We start from the raw sequence: 19,153 nt of genomic DNA, 5'->3' as shown, positions 1-19,153 counted from the left end.
GAGGATGTATGCGCCGTTGGTTGAGCCGTTACCGTTATGCAATCATTTTCTGGCTGTGCTTCGGCATTTTCCGTACGTCCCTGGCCGATTGGAACCCCATTCCGTCCGGCTCCATGCGCCCGACATTGCTGGAGGGGGACGTGGTGCTGGTCAATCGCGTGGCGTATGACCTCAAGGTGCCGCTCACGGATATTACCCTGGCTAAGCTCGATAACCCCCAGCGCGGCGATGTGGTGACGTTTTCGTCGCCCAAGGATGGCATGCGCTTGATCAAGCGGATCGTCGGTATTCCCGGTGACACGCTGGAAATGAAAGATGAGGTGCTGTGGGTCAACGGCGTGCCGGCCACCTACAGTGATGCCCAGGACATCAGTGAGCCCATCGTCCCAGGTCACACAGTGCCGGGGATCAAGTTGAACGAGCTGGCAGCCAACCGTCAGCGCACGGTGCAGTTCATGCCGACGGTGCGGGCGTTGCGCGATTTCGGGCCTGTGGTAGTGCCGGCCGACAGCTATTTCATGCTGGGGGACAACCGCGATAACAGCGACGACTCCCGGTATATCGGCTTCGTACCGCGTCGGCTGTTGATCGGGCGAGCGCACCATGTGCTGGCGTCAGCTGAAATTCTCGATCATTGGATGCCTCGGTTACGCAGGTTCGGCGCGCCGATTTTGTAACAACGAGCGCCTCCATCGGCATCCCGAGACACCTGTGGGCGCTGGCTTGCCTGCTGTGGCGTCTTGCCGGAGGCGAAGCGAGTGATGAAAGGCGACTTTGGCTCCCCAGGCGCCTGCGCTGCGTGGTTCGAGAGGGAGCGTGAGATCAATCGCCTTCGTGAGCGTGATCTCGACGCAGCGGCAGGCCTCTCTGTTCAATCAGGTGAAGGGCTGTCATCGGAAAGTGAGAGCGGAGCTGCACCAAGGGCAGACTATTTCGAGCCGATGGCCAGCGTCCCGCGAGTAACTTCCGCAATTGCAGTTTCCTCCTCATTGAATTTTCGCGCCTTGAAATGAAAAGTCCCGTGAACGTATTCCAGCGTCGGCGCGTTTACAAACGTGATGCTGCCCTGGATGGCGTTGTAAGAGTCGAGCGGCGCGGTATTGGGCGGGAGCAGTTGCGCGACGATCCCGTTGCTGGGGTCGCCCAATCGATAAGTGCCGGCCAACGTTCCGAGCGGGATGCCGAAGCTGATTTGCACGATCCGGAAAGGGTTGAACATGTGCTGGTAGGCCCGCACGACCAGCCGCGTCCCGGAGGTGGTGGTGGTCGTTGAGTTTGAAACGAAGATGGAGTGTTCGCCGTTCACCGAGAGGTCGGCGTGGACTTCGTTCTCCACCACGACTGTGGAGGTAGCGACTGAATCATTCATGGCTCGAGTTCCTTATTCGCTGGCTGCACCAGGCTGGGCAGTACGGCCAACAGTAAGGAGTGGCTCAGGTTTTGGTAACTGTCATATTTGACAGTCCAATAGTACGGTATGGCGCATCGCGAGGCGTGTTCATCGCGAAAGCCTCTATGCAGTCATCTCCCTTTCAATCCGCCAGCTCAGGCCCACGCGCCCTGTTTTGCGAACAGCACATACGTTGCAATTGGGCAGGCTCTGCCGCTAAATCCGCTGCGCCGATGGCGGACGTGCAGGTCTTGCTCATCGCATACGCCTGGGTATTTCGTAAATTTGTCATTTGTATTCAGGCCGCCCACATCGTAGCTTCGGAGGGTCGATACACCCAAACCAAGACCACACCGGCGGTGATTCACATGGATTGTATTTTCTGCAGCATTGTTCAAAAGACCTCTCCGGCGCACATCCTGTGGGAAGACGATCAGCATATGGCCTTCCTTTCGATTTTCCCCAATACGCCGGGTTTCAGTGTGGTGATCCCCAAGCAGCATTACGGCAGTTATGCCTTCGCGCAGTCGGATGAGGTGCTGGCGGCGCTTGCGGTGGCGGCGAAAAGGACCGCGCTGCAGATCGACCGGGCGTTTGCGGATGTGGCGCGTACGGGGATGATGCTGGAAGGGTACGGGGTGGATCATCTGCATGCGAAGTTGTTTCCCATGCATGGGACGGGGGGTGACAGTACCTTCAAGCCGATCAGCTCCAAGGTGGATAAGTTCTTCGACGCCTATGAAGGCTATATTTCGTCCCATGATCACGTGCGGGCGGATGACGCCGAGTTGGCGGCGTTGGCGGCACACATTCGCTCCTTCGCCTAGCCCCATCCAGATCGCCGTCTGTAGGAGCGAGCTTGCTCGCGAAAAACCTCAACGATAACGCGGGCTTCCTGAATGAACGCGGCGCCTATGAGTTTTTCGCAAGCAAGCTCGCGCCTGCAAAAAAGTCAGCTTTCAGCGACGGCTGCTGACTTCGGCCGGTACGTCATCACCGGCCATGCGCTTGCGGAACAGGGCCGTGCGGGCGATTAGCAGCGTGGTCACCGGCACGGTGATCGACAGCAGGATCGGGATCAACCAGCCATGCAACACCGGCCCGGATTTGAGCACCGAAAAATAGATAATCGACGCCAGCGCCACACACCATGCCCCCAGCGTCGAAGCCAATGCCGGTGGGTGCATGCGTTGGAAAAAGTCCTTCAACCGCAACAACCCGATCGCGCCAATCAGCGCAAACACACTGCTGAGCACCAGCAGCGCTGCGACGACGATTTCTGTCCATAGCGGCATCATTCAATCACCTCCCCACGCAGCAGGAATTTCGCCAGGGCAAACGAACCGACGAAGCCGAACAGCGCGATCAGCAGCGCTGCTTCAAAGTAAGTATCACTGGCATAACGAATACCCAGCACCAGCATCATCAGCATCGCCAGGATATACAGGTAGTCTAGCGCCAGCACCCGGTCCTGGGCCGAGGGGCCTTTGAACAGGCGCACCAGGGTCAGCACCATGGCCAGCGAGAACAGGAACAGGCTGCACAGGATCGCATTGGAGAGCAGGGCGCTCATTCGAAGATCTCCATCAAAGGCCGTTCGTAGGTGGTCTTGAAGTGCTCGATAAATGGCGCTTCATCCTCCAGGTCGAACACATGCAACAGCAGCACGCTGCGGTCCAGTGCCAGCTCCGACCAGATGGTGCCGGGCACCACCGTGGTGATCATCGACAGCGCGGCGAGGCCGTTGGGGTCGCGCAGGTCCAGGGGGATCTTGATGAAGCGTGAGCGCGGTGGGCGTGAGCCGCAGGTCAGCACGCCCCAGGCTACTTGCAGGTTGGAGATGATTACATCGCGACCTACCAGGAAGAACAGGCGAATGATCACCCCGGGACGGCGGATACGGATCGGCAGTGGGCGCAGGGGCGCCATCATCAACGGTGCAAGGAAGCCCAGTAGAGCGCCCAGCAGCAGGTTGCCGGGGCTGATCGACAGGTTCAGCACCAGCCACAACAGCCACAGTGCCAGCGACAACCACGGGGCAGGGAGCAGGCGCTTCATGGTTGCACCTCCAGGGCGGCAGCCTTGGCTTCAGGGCTCGGCACCGGACGCGTCGCCATCACCGCCATCACGTAGTGCTCCGGGTTGTTCAGGCTGACGGCAGTGTCCTGGGTGTAGCGCATCAACGGTTCGGCCTTGAAGGTCAACAGGATGCTCAAGCCGAGCAGCAGGAAGATCGGTATGCACTCGTAGCGACGCAGAAGCGGCGAGGGGCGCTCTTCCGGGGTCCAGAAGCGTTGGATGCCCAAGCGTGCGAAGGCGATCAACGACGCCAGGCCGGAGAGGATCAGCAGCGCTACGAGGCCCCAGGCCGCCGGGCGGATCGGTTCGTCTACGCTGACGCCCAATCCGAGCGGGTTGACCAGCGCACTGAGCAAACTGAGCTTACCGATAAACCCGGACAGCGGCGGCATGCCGATGATCAACAGGGCGCAGGCAATAAAGCTGAGGCCGAGGAACGCCATGGTCCAGGGGATCACCTGGCCGACCACCGCCTGTTGTTCATCGTCGAGGTTTACGCCGGGACGTGGGTGCAGGGACTCCATGGGTTTGGGCAGCGCATCAATTTCTTCATCCAGCGGCAGATCGTTGGCTGAGCGTGAACGCTCGATCAATTCAGCCAGCAGGAACAGCGCGCTCAACGCCAGCGTCGAGCTGATCAGGTAGAACAGCGCACCCGCGGTCAGGCTCGGCTGAGCAAAACCGACCGCAGACAGCAAAATCCCCGCCGACACCAGAATGCTCAAGCTCGCCATGCGCTCCAGCCGCTGTGCGGCCAGCATCGCCAGTGCCGCGCAGAGGATGGTGGCCATGCCGCCATATACCAGCCAGTCTCCACCAAACAACGCCGAGGCACCGGCCTGGCCGGAAAACAGCAGTGTCCACAGGCGTAGCACGGTGTACACACCGACCTTGGTCATGATCGCAAACATTGCCGCCACCGGCGCACTGGCCGAGGAGTAGGCGGGCGCCAGCCAGAAATTCAGCGGCCACATGCCGGCCTTGGCCAGGAATGCCGTGGCGAGGATCGCCGCGCCGGCATGCAACAGTCCGCGATCGGCCTCGGGCACCAGCGGGATCTTCAGCGCCAGGTCAGCAAAATTCAGGGTGCCGGTAACGCCGTAGATCATCGCCGCGCCGATCAGGAACAGCGACGACGCCAACAGGTTGATAGAGATGTAATGCAGCCCCGCCGAGACCCGCGCACGACCCGAGCCGTGCAGCATCAAGCCGTAGGAAGCCGCCAGCAGCACCTCGAAAAACACGAACAGGTTAAACAGGTCGGCGGTCAGGAAGGCGCCATAGAGGCCCATCATCTGGATCTGGAACAACGCATGGAAACTGGTGCCCGCACGGTCCCAGCGGGCCATCGCGAACAGCAGTGCACTGACGCCGATGATTCCGGTAAGCACCAGCATCAACGCCGACAATTGATCCACCACCAGCACGATACCGAACGGCACCTGCCAGTTGCCCGGCAGGTATACGCCAATCGAGCCGGGGCCGCCTTTTTGTGTCCAGTACAGCAGCAGGATCGCGATGCCCAGGCCGACCATGCTGGAGACCAGATTGATCCTGGCTTTGAGAGGACGGCGTTTTTCGCCGAGCATCAGCATCAGCGCGGCGGTCAGTAATGGCAGCAGGATCGGTGCGATGATCAGTTGGTTCATCCACATCATTCCTTGGGCTCCCGGCCGTCCACATGGTCGGTTCCGGTCAGGCCCCGGGAAGCCAGCAGCACCACCAGGAACAACGCAGTCATGGCGAAGCTGATCACGATCGCCGTCAGCACCAGCGCCTGGGGCAGGGGATCGGTGTAGTTGAGCAGGTCTTGCGGTACGCCGTCCTTGATGATCGGCTCCTTGCCGATAAACAGGCTGCCCATGCTGAAAATGAACAGGTTCACCCCGTAGGACAACAGGCACAGGCCCATCACCACCTGGAACGTCCGGGGTCGCAGGATCAACCACACACCGGAGGCCGCCAGGACCCCAATGGCAATTGCGATGACTTCTTCCATCAGGCGGCTCCTTCAGTTGCGGCAACCACTTTGGCCTGGTTGCTCGGTTTATGCGCGCGCACCGACTGGTGGCCGAGGGCGGTGAGCATCAGCAGCGTGGAACCGACGACCATGGCGTACACGCCGACGTCGAAGAACAACGCGCTGGCCACGTGAATATCGCCCAGCAGCGGCAGGCTGAAATGCCAGGTATGGGTGGTGAGGAACGGGTAACCGGCAAACAGGGCACCGAGCCCGGTCAGTGTCGCCGAGAGCAGGCCGAAGCCCATCCAGCGCATCGGCCGCAGGCTCATCTGCGCCTCGACCCACTGGGTGCCGGCCACCATGTATTGCAGAATGAACGCCACCGACATCACCAGGCCGGCGACAAAGCCACCACCCGGCTGGTTGTGACCGCGCATGAACAGGTAGAACGACACCACCAGCGCAATCGGCAACAGCAGGCGCACCAGCACCGCCGGCACCATCATGAAGCCCAGGGCGGTGTCGCTGGCCTGGCGTGGGTTGACCAGGTCGGTGGCCACGTCCGGTGCCAGTTGGCGTTGTTGCGGTGGCAACTCCATGCTTTCTTTCGAAGGCCGGAAACGGCGCAGCAGGGCGTACACCGTCAATGCCACGGCGCCGAGCACGGTGATTTCACCGAGGGTGTCGAAGCCGCGGAAATCGACGAGCATCACGTTCACCACATTGCTGCCGCCGCCTTCGGGCAGTGCGCGACTGAGGTAGAACGAGGAAATATCGTTGGGCGTCTGGCGGGTCAACATGGCGTAGGACAGCAGTGCCATGCCGCCACCGACCACGGTGGACAGCAGGAAGTCCCGCAGGCGGCGGATGCGTGCCTTGCGCAGCGAGCTGGGCAGGGGCGAGACTTCTTCGATCCGCCGCGGCAGCCAGCGCAGGCCCAGCAGGATCAGCACGGTGGTGACCACCTCGACGACCAGTTGCGTCAGCGCCAGGTCCGGCGCCGAGAACCACACGAAGGTGATGCACGTCACCATGCCGCACACGCTGACCATCGTCAGGGCCGCCAACCGGTGGTACTTGGCTTGCCAGGCGGCGCCCAGGGCGCAGGCGATCGCCAGCAGCCACAGGGTAACGAACACGATGGAACCGGGGATCTTCGGCCGGTCGCCCCAACTGAGGCCACTGTTGAGCATCGGGATCATGCCGCCGATCACCGCCACCAGCACCAACAGGAACAACTGGGTCTGCAGACGCTTGGTGCTGATGCGTTTCTCGATCTTGCGCACGCTGCGCATCATCACCACCAGGCAGCGTTCGAACATGCGCTTGCCGTTGAAGTAGCTGATGATCGGCGGGTACTTGAAGCGGCCGCGCTTGAGCTGCTTGCGCAGCAGCAGGTACAGCACCACGCCGCCGGACATGGCGACCAGGCTCATGATCATCGGCGTGTTCCAGCCGTGCCAGATCGCCAGGCTGTACTGCGGCAGCTCGCCGCCTACAACAGGCAAGGCGGCAGCGGCAAGGATCGAACCTACCACCTGAGCCGGGAAAATCCCCACCAGCAGGCAGGTAAACACCAGCAGTTCAACCGGCGCACGCATCCAGCGCGGTGGCTCGTGGGGCGTGTGAGGCAGGTCTGTGGCGGGCGGGCCGAAGAACACATCGACGGTAAAGCGCAGGGCGTAGGCCACGCTGAAGGTGCCGGCAATGGTCGCGATCAAGGGCAGGGCGATTTCCACCCATTGGGTCGCCGAGATAAATACCGTTTCGGCGAAGAACATTTCTTTGGACAGGAAGCCATTAAGCAACGGCACGCCGGCCATGGAGGCACTGGCCACCATCGCCAGGGTTGCGGTAAACGGGATCAGGCGGACCAAACCACTGAGCTTGCGAATGTCACGGGTGCCGCTCTCGTGGTCAATGATCCCTGCCGCCATGAACAGCGAAGCCTTGAACGTCGCATGGTTGAGGATATGGAACACCGCGGCGACGGCGGCCAACGGGCTGTTGAGTCCCAGCAGCAAGGTGATCAGCCCGAGGTGGCTGATGGTGGAATAGGCCAGCAGGCCCTTGAGGTCATTCTGGAACATGGCGCAGTACGCGCCTAGGAGGAGGGTGAGCGCGCCGGCACCGCCGACGATCCAGAACCATTCTTCGCTGCCGGACAGCGACGGCCACAGGCGGGCCAGCAGGAACACGCCGGCCTTCACCATCGTCGCCGAGTGCAGGTAGGCCGATACCGGCGTGGGGGCTGCCATTGCGTGGGGCAGCCAGAAATGGAAGGGGAATTGCGCGCTTTTGCTCAACGCGCCGATCAGCACCAGCACCAGCATGACCGGGTACAGCGAATGCGCGCGAATCTGATCGCCCGCCGCCAGCACCTGGTCCAGGTCATAGCTGCCGACGATATGCCCCAGCAACATCACGCCCGCCAACAGGCACAAGCCGCCCGCGCCGGTGACCATCAACGCCATATAGGCACCACGACGCGCGTCTGCACGGTGGTGCCAGTAGCCGATCAACAGAAACGAGAACAGGCTGGTCAGTTCCCAGAAAAACACGATCTGGATCAGGTTGCCGGAGATCACCAGCCCGAGCATGGCGCCCATGAACGCCAGGAAAAACGCGAAGAAGCGCGGCACCGGGTCATCCGGCGACATGTAGTAGCGCGCATACAGCGACACCAGCGTGCCGATGCCCAGCACCAGCATCGAGAACAGCCAGGCAAACCCGTCCATGCGCAATACAAAGTTCAGCCCGAGGCTGGGCAACCACATGAATTCTTCACGGATCACGCCGCCATGGGCGATTGCGGGGTAGAGCAGGGCCACTTGAACAGTGCCGACCAAGGCCACGAGGCCGGCCAGCAGAGATTCGGTATTACGTGCATTGTGCGGCAGCAAGGCCGCCAGACAGCTGCCAATGAATGGCAGAAGCAGTAGAACTATCAGGGACATAGGCTTCTAATCTGCGGGAGTTTGGGATGCATCATACGTGCCGCTTTCACGATCACCAAACGGCAAGGTGTGGCAGGATCCTACAGAAGCAGTGGGAAACAGCTACAAGCGGCAAGCTGCAAGTGCAAGAGAATAGCCGCACGCGTACTTCTTGTAGCTTGTAGCCTGTAGCCTGTAGCTCAAAGCATCAACCCAGGTTTTCGGGTTCAACTGTGCTTTCTTCAGCATCGCCAACTTTCGAGCTGCTCCTCTTCATCTCACTGACGATCACCGCCACCACAATCAACGCCGCCCCCAGCATTGCAATCGGCGGGAAGCGCTCCCCGGCGATTCGCCCGATCACGCCTGCCCATACCGGTTCACCGGCATAGATCAAGGTGGCGCGGGTTGGTGAAACACTCTGCTGCGCCCAGTTCATCGCCACCTGGATGATCGCACTGGTCAGGCCCAGGCCGACTGCGCTGAACAGCAGCAGCCACGAGAACTGGGGCAGCGCCTCACCCATCGGCACTACCATCAGGAACGACAACAGCGACGCCGTCGCGAGTTGCACCACGGTGACGCGGCGCACATCCACCTGACCGGCATAGGCGCCGATGAGGATGATCTCCGCCGCGACCGCGATTGCGCAGATCAGCGTGGCGATCTCGCCGGGGCTGAAGTTCAGAGAGGCACCGGTCGGGCCTGTGAGCAGCATCAACCCGGTAAACGCCAGCATGATGCCAATGCTCGGCATCAGCCCTGGGCGACGGCCGAGCACCAGCCACTGCAACAGCGGCACGCACGGAACATACAACGCCGTGATGAATGCTGACTGGCTGCTGGGGATCGTCTGCAAGCCGATGGTCTGCATGCCATAGCCGAACATGATCGACGTGCCGATGAAGGCGCCGGCCCTCAATTCGAACAGGGTCAGGTCGCGCAGCGTACGTAATGAGAAAAAACCTACCACGATCGCCGCCGCCGCAAATCGCAGACCCACGAAAAACATCGGCCCGCTGACCGTCATCGCATGTTGCACCAGCAAGAAGGTGCCGCCCCAGATCATGGTGATCATCACCAGGATGCATTCGGCTTTGCTGAAACGGTTGAAACGTGGGGAAACGTTCGAGGAGGTCATGGCGGCTCGGTCTTGCAAGGGAAAGGCACGGACCGCACAATGCGCCGCACGCTGGGCAGTATACTGCGCACACCCACTCTATGAGCAATATAGTGCACAAAGAAAATCCGCAAAGGGCTTCGGTCCTGCAGCACGTCAGCCAAAACGTCCGTCGCCTGCGCCACGCCGCCGACCTGAGCCAAACCGCGCTCTCGGAAAAGTCCGGGGTCAGCCGGCGCATGCTGGTGGCCATCGAGGCGGGCGAGAAGAACGTCAGCCTGTCGACCCTGGACCGCGTGGCCGAAGCGCTGGAAGTGGCGTTCAGCGACCTGATCCAGGCGCCGGATGCGGGTGACCACAGCCGCATCAACGAGCTGGCCTGGGCCGGTGATATTCCCGGTAGCAAGGCTGTGCTGCTGGCAAGGGCCAATGCCCGGCGCGAAGTCGAATTGTGGGAGATGCGCCTGGAACCCGGTGATCGCTACAGCCCCGAACCCGACCCGGAAGGCTGGAGCGTGCAATTGTTTGTGTATGAAGGGGCACTGACCCTGATTCTCGACGACGAAGAAAAGCACATCGCGGCGGGTGAGTTCTTCATGTTTGCCAGCCGCCAGTCCCACCGCTATCGCAATGATGGTGGCGTGGCCGTGTGTTTCGTGCGGACCGTAGTGATTTAAGGAGTGACCTAACTGTTCGCCAGGCAACAGTACCCGGGCACTTTGCTGGTTTGAAACACGCTCCACCGCGCTGAATCAGCAGCAATCCCCTGATTTTATTGACGATTAAATTCAGGCACGACTCCTGCAATCGCACAGGTCATCCCCTCGGAGCCTGGAGTCGGCCCATGTCAGCCCATCCTCAACACCCTGCCCATATCATCCGCTCGGATGCGGAAGCCATCGAAGTGGCCACGCGCCTGGCCGCACGTTTTGCCGTCGAAGCCAGCGTGCGCGACCGTGAGCGTCGCTTGCCGGTGGCCGAGCTCGACGAGTTCTCCGCCAGCGGCCTGTGGGGCATCACTGTGCCTAAAGCCTACGGCGGTGCCGAGGTGTCGTATGTGACCGTGGCCGAGGTGATCAAGTTGATCTCCGCCGCCGACCCGTCACTGGGACAGATCCCGCAGAACCACCTGGGCGTGGTGGACATCCTCCTGCAAACGGCCACTGAGGAGCAAAAACAGTATTACTTCGGCAAGGTCCTGGCAGGCTACCGTTTCGGCAACGCCTTCTCCGAAGCCAAGAGTAAGAACGCCGGCACCTTCGACACGCAGATTCGCTTCCATGGTGATACCGCGCAAATCAACGGTGAGAAGTTCTACTGCACCGGTGCCTTGTTCGCCCACATAGTGCCTGCGGTCGGCAACAACGAACACGGTCAGGCGTTTATCGCCTTTGTCGAACGCGATGCCCAGGGTTTGACGGTGATCGACAGCTGGGACGGCTTCGGCCAGCGCACCACCGCCAGTGGCGGCGTGACCCTTGATGGCGTGACCGTACCCGTCAGCGCGGTAATCCCAGCCCACTTGGCTTTCGATCAGCCCACGGCCAGCGGCCCGATCTCGCAGATCATCCAGGCGGCGGTCGATACCGGTATCGCCGTCGGAGCCCTCGAACAGGCGAAGATCTACGCACGCCAGGCGCGGCCATGGATCGACAGCCAACAGGATCACGGCTGGCAAGACCCGTTCACTATCGCCGCCATCGGCGACCTGCAATGGCGTGTACACGGCACTGAAGCCATCCTCGCCAAGGCGGGGGTCGCCGTCGACCTGGCCCTGGCCGAACCCAATGAAGACACCGTGGCCAATGCCTCGCTGGTGGTCGCCCAGGCCAAGGTCCTGTCCGCCGAAACCGCGTTGCTCGCCAGCAGCAAGCTCTTCGAACTGGCCGGCACCCGCTCGGTCACCGGCAAGCACAACCTCGACCGCTTCTGGCGCAACGCACGCACCCACACCCTGCACGACCCGGCCCGCTGGAAATACCACCTGATCGGCAACTTCGTGCTCAACGGCGTGAAACCTGCGCGCCACGCCTGGAATTGAGGAGCCTTCCATGACTGCACTGAACCCTGTTCTGAATCAGGCGCGCCAACTGCTGGACAGTACCCGCCGCCACGTCGAGAAAAGCGACGACCCCTACGTGATCAGCCGCTTCGGCGACCTGCAGATCCGCGTCGATGTGGCCGCGGCTTTGCTCGAACGCGCCGAAACCCACCCCAGCCCGGTCGCTTTGACCGAAGCGCAAATCGCCGCTGCCGAAGCCCTGATTGCCGCCAGCAACGCCGAATTCGAACTGACCGGCCAGCGCACCGCCTTGCCGTCGACCCTCGATGACCCCCTGCGCTGGAAATACCAGGTTGTCGGCAATTTCCATCTCAACGGAGTGCTTTGATGGCCCGTGAAATTCGCTTGAATGCCTTCGACATGAACTGCGTGGGCCACCAGTCGCCTGGCCTGTGGGCGCATCCGCGGGACCGCTCGTGGCAGTACAAGGACCTGGAGTACTGGACCGATCTGGCGAAAATCCTCGAGCGTGGCAAATTCGACGGCCTGTTTATCGCTGATGTGCTGGGTATCTACGACGTTTACAACGGCAACGGTGACGCGGCGATCCGCCAGGCTGCACAGGTGCCGGTCAATGACCCGTTGTCGCTGATCGCGCCGATGGCACTGGTCACCGAACACCTGGGTTTTGGCCTGACCGCTTCGCTGTCTTTCGAGCACCCATACCCGTTTGCCCGTCGGCTCTCGACCCTTGATCATCTGACCAAGGGCCGCATCGGCTGGAACATCGTCACCTCCTACCTGGAGAGCGGCGCCAAGAACCTCGGCCAGAAAGCCCAGACCGAGCACGATGCGCGCTACGACTACGCCGAGGAATACCTGCAGGTTTGCTACAAACTTTGGGAAGGCAGCTGGGAGGAGGGGGCCGTACTGCGTGATCGCGAGCGCCGGATTTTCAGCGACCCGAGCAAAATCCACGAGATCCGGCATGTCGGCAAGCACTTCCAGGTGCCGGGTATTCATTTGTGCGAACCCTCGCCGCAGCGCACCCCCGTGCTGTATCAGGCCGGTGCGTCCAGCCGTGGCAAGCAGTTCGCCGCCGAGCAGGCCGAGTGCGTGTTCGTTGCCGCACCGTCCAAGGTGCTGCTGAAAAAGACCGTCGCCGACATCCGCCGTCGCGCCGCCGAGGCCGGGCGCGATCCGAAGAAAATCCTGATTTTCAATTTGCAGACGGTGATCGTCGGTGAGACCGACGCCAAGGCCAAGGCCAAGTTCGACGAATACAAGGCCTACGTCAGCTACGAGGGCGCAATGGCGCTGATTTCCGGTTGGACGGGCATCGACTTCAGCCAATTCAAGCCGGACGAGCCGCTCAAACATGTGCACACCAACGCCATTCAATCGGCGGTGGAAGCGTTTTCCACGGCCGATCCGAACAAGGTCTGGACGCCCAATGAACTGGCGGACTGGGTCGGCATCGGCGGTTTTGGCCCCCTGTTCGTCGGTGGCCCGCAAACCGTCGCCGATCTGCTGCAGGAGTGGGTGGAAGAGACCGACGTGGACGGTTTCAACCTGGCCTATGCGCTGACCCACGAAACCTTTATCGACGCCGTCGAGTTGCTCGTGCCCGAATTGCAGAAGCGTGGCGTGTACAAGGCCGACTATGCCCAGGGCACGTTGCGCGAGAAGTTGTTCAGTGAGGGCGCGCGGTTGGCGCCGAACCATCCCGGCGCCGGCTACCGCAAGTTATCTGAAGTACACAAAACCAAAGTGGAAGGGGACTTGCTCCCGATGGCGGGAGTTCATTCAGAAACCTGCAACTGATACACCGCCATCGGGAGCAAACCCCTTTCCAGATGTGCCGGATGTCGATCCAAATTCAGCCAGCGGACCACCGCACGCTTAAACACAAATAGGAGTACTCCCTATGAGCGTGCACGAACTCACACGTCCGCTGACCCTGGAATGGCCCGCCGAATCGCTCGGTAATTTGCCCCAGGCCCTGGAACAACTGCACCACTGGGCACAGATCACCCCGCTGCAAACCGCTCTGCGCCACAAGCGCCAGGGCCAGTGGTACGCCTGGCGCTGGATCGACGCTTTGCGCGATGTCGAGCGCCTGGCCGATGGCTTGCGTCAGCAGGGCTTCGATGAGCAGTCGCGGCTGGCCCTCAGCGGCGCTTTTGAGCCCAACCTGTTGCTGCTTGCCCTGGCTGCCCAGTCTGTCGGCGCGCCGGTACTGACCCTGGCCGATGACCTGCCGCCCGAGGCGCTGCAGCAGCAACTGTGGCGCATTCGTCCCACCCACGGCTATGTGCAAAGTCGCCAGCAGGCGCGACATTGGCAGTCCATCCAGCGGTTGGATTTCGCCCAACTGCTCGGCCCGATCGACCCGGCGCAGCACGTGCAGCGTTGGTGGCGACCCACGGGTGAAACCGCGCTGTGGAGCGAGGAGGGCACCCACTGGCAAGGTGGCCTCGCCGTAGTCTTGGAACAATGGCTAAGCAGCGGCCATGGCCTGGCTTTCCCGGAAAGCCCGGCGTCGGCCCGCCGTGACCGCAGCGAAGTGGCGCCGACCGGCTTGCTGTTGTCGCCATCGCGTTTGCAACACCTGGCCGACGATATCGAAAGCCGCCTGGCTCCCCTCGGCACCTGGCGCCGTCGCCTGTGCGACTGGGCTATCGCGCATCCGCAAAGCGGCCTGCGCCGCGTGTTGAAAAACCGCGTGCGCAGGCTGCTGGGTTTCCAGCGCCTGGCCTATATCTGGCAACCCCTCAAAACCAGCGCCGAGCCGACATGGCTGGCTGAATTCAAGCGGGACATTGCATGAGCCAGGCCATTTTGCAGGTACGGGATATCTCGCTTTCGTTCAAAGGGGTCAAGGCCATCAACGCCTTGTCCTTTGATGTGCGGCGCGGCGAGATCTGCGCGCTGATCGGGCCCAATGGTGCCGGCAAGAGTTCGTTGCTCAATGTGCTCAACGGCGTGTATCGCTTCGATGCCGGTGAGATCGTATTCGACCAACAACACTTCCAGCGCATCGATCCCCTGGGCGCCGCCCGTCGCGGCATTGGTCGCACTTTTCAGAACAACGCGCTGTTCAAGAAGATGAGCGTGCTCGACAACCTCCTCACCGGCCTGTCGCGGCATATGCGCACGACCTTTATCGAACAAGCCCTGCACCTGCCGCGCGCGCGACGGGAGGCCGAAGCGTTCCGTGCGCGCGCCCAGGGCATCCTCGAATTCCTTGACCTGCAAGCCCATCGCGAGGTGCTGGTAGGCAACCTGTCCTACGGCCTGCAAAAGCGCGTGGAACTGGGCCGGGCGCTGATCGCCGGGCCCAGCCTGCTGCTGCTCGACGAACCCATGGCCGGCATGAACGCCGACGAAAAACGCGAGATGGCGCGTTTCGTTGCCGATGTGAACCGCGACCTCGGCACCACCGTGGTGTTGATCGAACATGACATGGGCGTGGTCATGGGCCTGTCCGACCATGTGGTGGTGCTCGACTACGGGCGCAAGGTCGGCGACGGCACGCCGGCAGAGGTGCAGGCCAACCCTGACGTGATCGCGGCCTACCTGGGAGTTGCACACGGATGACGTTCTTCTTCGAAACCCTGCTCGGCGGCCTGCTCGCCGGCACCATGTACTCGCTGGTCGCCATTGGTTTTGTGCTGATCTACAAGGCCAGCGGCGTGTTCAATTTTGCCCAGGGCTCGATGCTGCTGTTCGCCGCGTTGACCTTCGTCAGCCTGCATGACCAGGGCATGCCGTTTGCCCTGGCACTGCTGTTGACGGTGCTCGTGATGAGCGTCGGCGCCTTGTTGATTGAGCGCCTGGTGTTACGGCCGCTGGTGAACCGTTCGCCGATCACCCTGTTCATGGCCACGCTGGGCCTGTCGTTCATCATCGAGGGGCTGGCCCAAGGTTTGATGGGGTCGCAGGTGCGTGCCCTCGACCTGGGTATCGACGACGTGCCGCTGTTCGTCGGGCTGCTGATGCTCAGCCAGTTCGACCTGGTCGCGGCCGCCGCCGCCGTGGTGCTGGTGACGATGCTGGCGCTGCTGTTCAACAAAACCCGCATCGGCGTGTCGCTGCGCGCAGTGGCGGATGACACCACGGCGGCGCTGTCCATAGGCATCAACCTCAACCGCATCTGGCAGATCGTCTGGGCGGTGGCGGGCGTTGTCGGGCTGGTCGCCGGGTTGCTCTGGGGAGCGCGCCAGGGCGTGCAGTTTTCCTTGTCGCTGGTGGTGCTCAAGGCGCTGCCGGTGCTGATCATCGGCGGCTTTACCTCGATTGGTGGGGCGATTGTCGGCGGGTTGATTGTCGGCGCGGCGGAGAACCTGGCCGAGGTGTACATCGGCCCGTTGATCGGTGGCGGTATCACACCGTGGTTTGCCTACGTATTGGCCCTGGCCTTCCTGTATATCCGCCCCGCCGGCCTGTTCGGCGAGCGCGCCATCGAGCGAGTCTGAACCCATGTCGATACCTGTTGTTCAAGAAACCGCGCCACTGCTGCTGACCGAGCGACGCATCCCGTGGGGCCTGATTGGCCTGTTGACGCTGGCCTTTGTCGTGGTGCCGCTGTGGGGCAATGACTATTGGCTCAATGCGATCCTGATTCCTTTTCTGGTGCTGTCCCTGGCCGGACTGGGCCTGAACCTGCTGACCGGCTACACCGGGCAGACCTCGGTCGGCGCAGCCGGTTTCATGGCCGTCGGCGCATTTGCCACCTACGGATTTCTGTTGCGCATGCCCGAGTTGGGCTTGCCGGTGGCCCTGTTGGGCGGCGGGGTGGTCAGTGCGTTGACCGGGCTGTTGTTTGGTTTGCCCAGCTCGCGGATCAAGGGCTTCTACCTGATGGTCACCACCCTGGCCGCGCAGTTTTTCCTGGAGTGGCTGTTCGTCAAGTTCCCGTGGTTCTACAACTACGGTTCTTCCGGGACCATTTCCGCGCCGAAGCTGGCGCTGTTCGGCCATGACCTCAACACACCGCTGGGCCGCTACCTGCTGGCGCTGGTGACGGTGCTGCTGTTGACCTGGGCCGCCGTCAACCTGGTACGTAGCCAGATCGGCCGCAACTGGATGGCGATCCGCGACATGGACACTGCCGCTGCCGTGGTGGGTATTCCGGTGGCGCGCTACAAGCGCCTGGCGTTTGCCGTCAGCTCGTTCTACCTGGGCATCGCCGGTGCCTTGTGGGCCTTTGCCTACCTGGGCACGGCCAGTGCCGGCAGCTTCGATATCAACCGCTCGTTCCAGATCCTGTTCATCATCATTATCGGTGGCATGGGCAGCATCGCCGGTAATTTTGTCGGCGCGGCCTTTATCAGTCTGCTGCCGATTTTCCTCAGCCATGCCGGGCAGGCGTTGTTCGGCGGCGCGATAGATGCGGGGCAGTTGCAGAACCTGCAGAAAATCATTTTTGGCGTGTTGATCATCGTGTTCCTGATCAAGGAGCCCGAAGGCTTGATTCGCCTGCTGAGCAACCTTCGCGACCGGCTGCGTCAGTGGCCTCTACGTTTCTGAACCGATAAGAGAATCCCAATGCGTGCAACCTTGAAACGTTCCCTGGCCGGCGCTGCCTTTGCGCTTGCCACCTTGACTGGCGCCGTCCCCCACGCGATGGCCGCGCCTGACCAGCAATTCATTCCCCTGGCGACCTATCGCGTCGGGGCCTATGCCTCCAGCGGCGTGCAGGTGTGGGCCGGGATGATCGACTACCTGCGCTATATCAACGAGGTCGAAGGCGGCATCAACGGTGTGAAACTGGTGTGGCAGGAGTGCGAGACCGAATGGACGGCGGAGAAGGGCATCGAGTGCTACGAGCGCTTCAAACATGGCCTGGAGGGCGCGCCGGTGGCGGTGTACCAGCCCAACGGCGCACCGGCGGCGTACGCCTTGAGCGAGCGCGCCGAGGTGGACAAGATCCCGCTGATCACCCTGGGTTACGGCCGCACCGAAGCCACCGACGGCACGGTGTTCCCATACAACTTCCCGGTGATGCTGACTTTCTACAGCGAGGCGTCGACCCTGGTGAACTACATCGCCCAGCGCGAAGGCGGTTTCGACAAGCTCAAGGGCAAGAAGATTGCCACGGTCTACCACGACTCCGCGTATGGGCGCGAAACCCTCGGCCCGTTGAAGTTGTTGGCCGAGAAGTACGGCTTTGAAAATATCCAGATCCCCGTAGCCGATCCGGGCAACGAACAATCGGCGCAATGGCGCCAGGTACGCCAGGCCAACCCGGACTGGGTGTTCCTGCGTACCTGGGGGGTGTCCACGCCGGTGGCGGTCAAGACGGCGGCGCGTTTCGGCTTCCCGGTAGACCATATCATCGGCGACATCTGGGCCAGTTCCAGCGAAGACGTGCTGCCTGCCGGCGCTGCCGCCAAGGGCTACCTGGCGCTTACGCCGTACCCGGCCGGCGCTGATTTCGAGATTCACAAACGCCTCAAGCAGTACGTCCTCGACAAGGGCCACAGCGACCTCAAGGACCTGGGCAATTTCGGCAGCGTCTACTACAACTCCGGCCTGGTGAACGCCGCCGTGGCGGTGGAAGCGATCCGCACCGCCCAGGCCAAGTTCGGCAAGCGCCCGCTCAATGGCGAAGAAGGCCGCTGGGGCCTGGAACACCTGAACATCGATGATGCACGCTTGAAAGACATGGGGTACCTGGGCCTGATGCAGAACCTCAAGCTGTCGTGCCGCGACCACGAAGGCGGCGGCTCGGCGCGGGTGCAGCAATGGGACGGTGCCCACTGGACGCTGATCAGCGACTGGATCGCCGCTGACCGTGCGCTGCTGCGCCCGTTGATCGATGAAAAATCTGCTGCGTTCGCCAAGGAAAAAGGCCTGACGCCGCGCACCTGCACCGGGGATGAATAAACCATGAGCCAGACCGCCGCTGAACCTGCGAGCCCGACACTGTTAAGCGTCAATGATATTGAGGTGATCTACGATGGCGCGATCCTGGCGGTGGCCGGGGTGTCGCTTCAAGTACCCAAGGGCGCCATCGTTGCCTTGCTCGGCGCCAATGGTGCGGGCAAGAGCACCACGCTCAAGGCTATCTCGGGCCTGGTGCGGGCCGAGCGCGCCGAGGTCAGCCGTGGGACCATCGAATACGCCGGGCATGACCTGGCCGGTATCGACCCCAGCCAGCGGGTGCGCCAGGGCATGGTGCATGTGTTGGAAGGCCGCCATGTGTTCGGCCAACTGACGGTGGAAGACAACCTGCGCAGCGGCGGCTTTGTGCGGCGCCTGAGCCGCCAGGATATGGCGCGGGACCTGGAGCGTCTGTATGCCTGGTTTCCGCGGCTCAAGACCAAGCGCCACACCCGCGCCGGGCTCACCTCGGGCGGCGAGCAGCAGATGGTCGCCATCGGCCGGGCGTTGATGACCCGTCCTACTTTGGTACTGCTCGACGAGCCGTCCATGGGTTTGGCGCCTATGATCGTGCAAGAGATCTTCGAGATCATCGCGCAGCTCAATCGCGAGCAGCAGGTGAGTTTCCTGATCGCCGAGCAGAACATCAACGTCGCGCTCAACTATGCGTCCCAGGGCTACGTGCTGGATACTGGGCGGGTAGCCTTGAGTGGCAGCGCCGCCGAGTTACTGGCGCGGGGTGACTTGCAGGATATTTATCTGGGCAAACAGTAAG

Annotated in this window: 21 protein-coding genes and 1 pseudogene; 13 read left to right on the top strand and 9 right to left on the bottom strand. The window is 62.0% G+C overall.

Translation table 11 applies throughout. The features are described from left to right. Positions 1-8 precede the first annotated feature (8 nt). Both lepB and EXW71_RS29350 read left to right on the top strand, forming a co-directional pair. The gene (lepB, locus tag EXW71_RS04380; protein ID WP_134657704.1) at positions 9-677 is read left to right on the top strand and encodes a signal peptidase I; all 669 of its coding nucleotides are present in this window, start codon (positions 9-11) and stop codon (positions 675-677) included. An 81-nt stretch (positions 678-758) separates the two neighbouring features. Continuing rightward, positions 759-884, top strand: a pseudogene (locus EXW71_RS29350) (DALR domain-containing protein); the annotation flags it as partial. Positions 885-928: 44 nt separating this feature from the next. Here the strand turns inward: EXW71_RS29350 and EXW71_RS04370 are convergent. Together EXW71_RS04370 and EXW71_RS28725 are read right to left on the bottom strand one after the other, a co-directional pair. After that, positions 929-1,369, bottom strand: coding sequence for a DUF6252 family protein (locus EXW71_RS04370; RefSeq protein WP_134657702.1), 441 nt, complete (start codon positions 1,367-1,369; stop codon positions 929-931). 176 nt (positions 1,370-1,545) lie between these two features. Beyond that, on the bottom strand, positions 1,546-1,830 hold the full coding sequence (locus tag EXW71_RS28725) for a hypothetical protein (protein WP_167659620.1): 285 nt from the start codon (positions 1,828-1,830) through the stop codon (positions 1,546-1,548). On the opposite strand from EXW71_RS28725, the gene EXW71_RS04365 reads away from it, so the two are divergent. Continuing rightward, positions 1,759-2,217, top strand: coding sequence for an HIT family protein (locus EXW71_RS04365; protein ID WP_123718725.1), 459 nt, complete (start codon positions 1,759-1,761; stop codon positions 2,215-2,217). The two genes, EXW71_RS28725 and EXW71_RS04365, sit on opposite strands and share 72 nt — an antisense overlap. A gap of 132 nt (positions 2,218-2,349) precedes the next feature. Here EXW71_RS04365 and EXW71_RS04360 read toward each other — a convergent pair whose 3' ends face one another. The 7 genes from EXW71_RS04360 to EXW71_RS04330 form a co-directional block, all read right to left on the bottom strand. Continuing rightward, positions 2,350-2,688, bottom strand: coding sequence for a Na+/H+ antiporter subunit G (locus EXW71_RS04360; protein WP_134657701.1), 339 nt, complete (start codon positions 2,686-2,688; stop codon positions 2,350-2,352). Then, a complete protein-coding gene (locus tag EXW71_RS04355) occupies positions 2,685-2,963 on the bottom strand; it encodes a K+/H+ antiporter subunit F (protein WP_123717832.1) in 279 nt (92 codons plus the stop codon). Before EXW71_RS04355 ends, EXW71_RS04360 begins: the two co-directional genes overlap by 4 nt. After that, positions 2,960-3,448 carry a Na+/H+ antiporter subunit E gene (locus EXW71_RS04350; RefSeq protein WP_123717831.1) on the bottom strand — a complete coding sequence of 163 codons (489 nt, stop codon included), beginning with the start codon at positions 3,446-3,448 and terminating at the stop codon, positions 2,960-2,962. Before EXW71_RS04350 ends, EXW71_RS04355 begins: the two co-directional genes overlap by 4 nt. Continuing rightward, positions 3,445-5,127 carry a monovalent cation/H+ antiporter subunit D gene (locus tag EXW71_RS04345; protein ID WP_123717830.1) on the bottom strand — a complete coding sequence of 561 codons (1,683 nt, stop codon included), beginning with the start codon at positions 5,125-5,127 and terminating at the stop codon, positions 3,445-3,447. Before EXW71_RS04345 ends, EXW71_RS04350 begins: the two co-directional genes overlap by 4 nt. Beyond that, a complete protein-coding gene (locus EXW71_RS04340; RefSeq protein ID WP_003192163.1) occupies positions 5,124-5,468 on the bottom strand; it encodes a Na+/H+ antiporter subunit C in 345 nt (114 codons plus the stop codon). Before EXW71_RS04340 ends, EXW71_RS04345 begins: the two co-directional genes overlap by 4 nt. Beyond that, a complete protein-coding gene (locus EXW71_RS04335; protein ID WP_134657700.1) occupies positions 5,468-8,389 on the bottom strand; it encodes a monovalent cation/H+ antiporter subunit A in 2,922 nt (973 codons plus the stop codon). Before EXW71_RS04335 ends, EXW71_RS04340 begins: the two co-directional genes overlap by 1 nt. A 187-nt stretch (positions 8,390-8,576) precedes the next feature. Then, on the bottom strand, positions 8,577-9,509 hold the full coding sequence (locus EXW71_RS04330; RefSeq protein WP_123717828.1) for a DMT family transporter: 933 nt from the start codon (positions 9,507-9,509) through the stop codon (positions 8,577-8,579). Between the two features lie 92 nt (positions 9,510-9,601). Here EXW71_RS04330 and EXW71_RS04325 point away from each other — a divergent pair, with 92 nt between their 5' ends. The 10 genes from EXW71_RS04325 to EXW71_RS04280 all read left to right on the top strand — a co-directional run bounded on the left by EXW71_RS04325 (position 9,602) and on the right by EXW71_RS04280 (position 19,152). After that, the gene (locus EXW71_RS04325; protein WP_134657699.1) at positions 9,602-10,165 is read left to right on the top strand and encodes a helix-turn-helix domain-containing protein; all 564 of its coding nucleotides are present in this window, start codon (positions 9,602-9,604) and stop codon (positions 10,163-10,165) included. Between the two features lie 167 nt (positions 10,166-10,332). Further along, a complete protein-coding gene (locus EXW71_RS04320; protein ID WP_134657698.1) occupies positions 10,333-11,529 on the top strand; it encodes an SfnB family sulfur acquisition oxidoreductase in 1,197 nt (398 codons plus the stop codon). A gap of 10 nt (positions 11,530-11,539) precedes the next feature. Continuing rightward, positions 11,540-11,878 (top strand): acyl-CoA dehydrogenase, encoded by a 339-nt coding sequence (locus EXW71_RS04315; protein WP_134657697.1) that lies wholly within the window; start codon positions 11,540-11,542, stop codon positions 11,876-11,878. Beyond that, positions 11,878-13,314 (top strand): LLM class flavin-dependent oxidoreductase, encoded by a 1,437-nt coding sequence (locus tag EXW71_RS04310; protein WP_134657696.1) that lies wholly within the window; start codon positions 11,878-11,880, stop codon positions 13,312-13,314. Before EXW71_RS04315 ends, EXW71_RS04310 begins: the two co-directional genes overlap by 1 nt. Positions 13,315-13,417: 103 nt before the next feature. After that, on the top strand, positions 13,418-14,320 hold the full coding sequence (locus EXW71_RS04305; RefSeq protein WP_123717821.1) for an AMP-binding protein: 903 nt from the start codon (positions 13,418-13,420) through the stop codon (positions 14,318-14,320). After that, positions 14,317-15,090, top strand: a complete 774-nt coding sequence (locus tag EXW71_RS04300; RefSeq protein WP_134657695.1) for an ABC transporter ATP-binding protein — start codon at positions 14,317-14,319, stop codon at positions 15,088-15,090. The genes EXW71_RS04305 and EXW71_RS04300 overlap by 4 nt, the downstream gene beginning before the upstream one ends. Beyond that, on the top strand, positions 15,087-15,968 hold the full coding sequence (locus EXW71_RS04295; RefSeq protein WP_134657694.1) for a branched-chain amino acid ABC transporter permease: 882 nt from the start codon (positions 15,087-15,089) through the stop codon (positions 15,966-15,968). The genes EXW71_RS04300 and EXW71_RS04295 overlap by 4 nt, the downstream gene beginning before the upstream one ends. A 4-nt stretch (positions 15,969-15,972) precedes the next feature. Beyond that, positions 15,973-17,022: a branched-chain amino acid ABC transporter permease gene (locus EXW71_RS04290; RefSeq protein ID WP_134657693.1), complete on the top strand. Its 1,050-nt coding sequence runs from the start codon at positions 15,973-15,975 to the stop codon at positions 17,020-17,022. An 18-nt stretch (positions 17,023-17,040) separates the two neighbouring features. Next, the gene (locus EXW71_RS04285) at positions 17,041-18,381 is read left to right on the top strand and encodes an ABC transporter substrate-binding protein (protein ID WP_134657692.1); all 1,341 of its coding nucleotides are present in this window, start codon (positions 17,041-17,043) and stop codon (positions 18,379-18,381) included. A 3-nt stretch (positions 18,382-18,384) separates the two neighbouring features. Next, a complete protein-coding gene (locus EXW71_RS04280; RefSeq protein ID WP_123717817.1) occupies positions 18,385-19,152 on the top strand; it encodes an ABC transporter ATP-binding protein in 768 nt (255 codons plus the stop codon). Position 19,153: the final 1 nt, after the last annotated feature.

The sequence above is a fragment of the Pseudomonas sp. BCA17 genome, assembly GCF_004519405.1.
In the GTDB taxonomy this organism is placed as follows: domain Bacteria; phylum Pseudomonadota; class Gammaproteobacteria; order Pseudomonadales; family Pseudomonadaceae; genus Aquipseudomonas.
The sequence above is the reverse complement of the archived record's forward strand: the minus strand, read 5'-3'. Positions and strand labels throughout refer to the sequence as shown.

Coding starts and splice junctions, on each gene's coding strand:
- EXW71_RS04280 (WP_123717817.1), top strand. CDS start 18,385: ATGAGCCAGACCGCCGCTGAACCTGCGAGCCCGACACTGTTAAGCGTC.
- EXW71_RS04340 (WP_003192163.1), bottom strand. CDS start 5,468: ATGGAAGAAGTCATCGCAATTGCCATTGGGGTCCTGGCGGCCTCCGGT.
- EXW71_RS04315 (WP_134657697.1), top strand. CDS start 11,540: ATGACTGCACTGAACCCTGTTCTGAATCAGGCGCGCCAACTGCTGGAC.
- EXW71_RS04300 (WP_134657695.1), top strand. CDS start 14,317: ATGAGCCAGGCCATTTTGCAGGTACGGGATATCTCGCTTTCGTTCAAA.
- EXW71_RS28725 (WP_167659620.1), bottom strand. CDS start 1,830: ATGCTGATCGTCTTCCCACAGGATGTGCGCCGGAGAGGTCTTTTGAAC.
- EXW71_RS04350 (WP_123717831.1), bottom strand. CDS start 3,448: ATGAAGCGCCTGCTCCCTGCCCCGTGGTTGTCGCTGGCACTGTGGCTG.
- EXW71_RS04360 (WP_134657701.1), bottom strand. CDS start 2,688: ATGATGCCGCTATGGACAGAAATCGTCGTCGCAGCGCTGCTGGTGCTC.
- EXW71_RS04370 (WP_134657702.1), bottom strand. CDS start 1,369: ATGAATGATTCAGTCGCTACCTCCACAGTCGTGGTGGAGAACGAAGTC.
- EXW71_RS04335 (WP_134657700.1), bottom strand. CDS start 8,389: ATGTCCCTGATAGTTCTACTGCTTCTGCCATTCATTGGCAGCTGTCTG.
- EXW71_RS04330 (WP_123717828.1), bottom strand. CDS start 9,509: ATGACCTCCTCGAACGTTTCCCCACGTTTCAACCGTTTCAGCAAAGCC.
- EXW71_RS04355 (WP_123717832.1), bottom strand. CDS start 2,963: ATGAGCGCCCTGCTCTCCAATGCGATCCTGTGCAGCCTGTTCCTGTTC.
- EXW71_RS04290 (WP_134657693.1), top strand. CDS start 15,973: ATGTCGATACCTGTTGTTCAAGAAACCGCGCCACTGCTGCTGACCGAG.
- EXW71_RS04345 (WP_123717830.1), bottom strand. CDS start 5,127: ATGATGTGGATGAACCAACTGATCATCGCACCGATCCTGCTGCCATTA.
- EXW71_RS04365 (WP_123718725.1), top strand. CDS start 1,759: ATGGATTGTATTTTCTGCAGCATTGTTCAAAAGACCTCTCCGGCGCAC.
- EXW71_RS04320 (WP_134657698.1), top strand. CDS start 10,333: ATGTCAGCCCATCCTCAACACCCTGCCCATATCATCCGCTCGGATGCG.
- EXW71_RS04310 (WP_134657696.1), top strand. CDS start 11,878: ATGGCCCGTGAAATTCGCTTGAATGCCTTCGACATGAACTGCGTGGGC.
- EXW71_RS04305 (WP_123717821.1), top strand. CDS start 13,418: ATGAGCGTGCACGAACTCACACGTCCGCTGACCCTGGAATGGCCCGCC.
- EXW71_RS04285 (WP_134657692.1), top strand. CDS start 17,041: ATGCGTGCAACCTTGAAACGTTCCCTGGCCGGCGCTGCCTTTGCGCTT.
- EXW71_RS04295 (WP_134657694.1), top strand. CDS start 15,087: ATGACGTTCTTCTTCGAAACCCTGCTCGGCGGCCTGCTCGCCGGCACC.
- lepB (WP_134657704.1), top strand. CDS start 9: ATGCGCCGTTGGTTGAGCCGTTACCGTTATGCAATCATTTTCTGGCTG.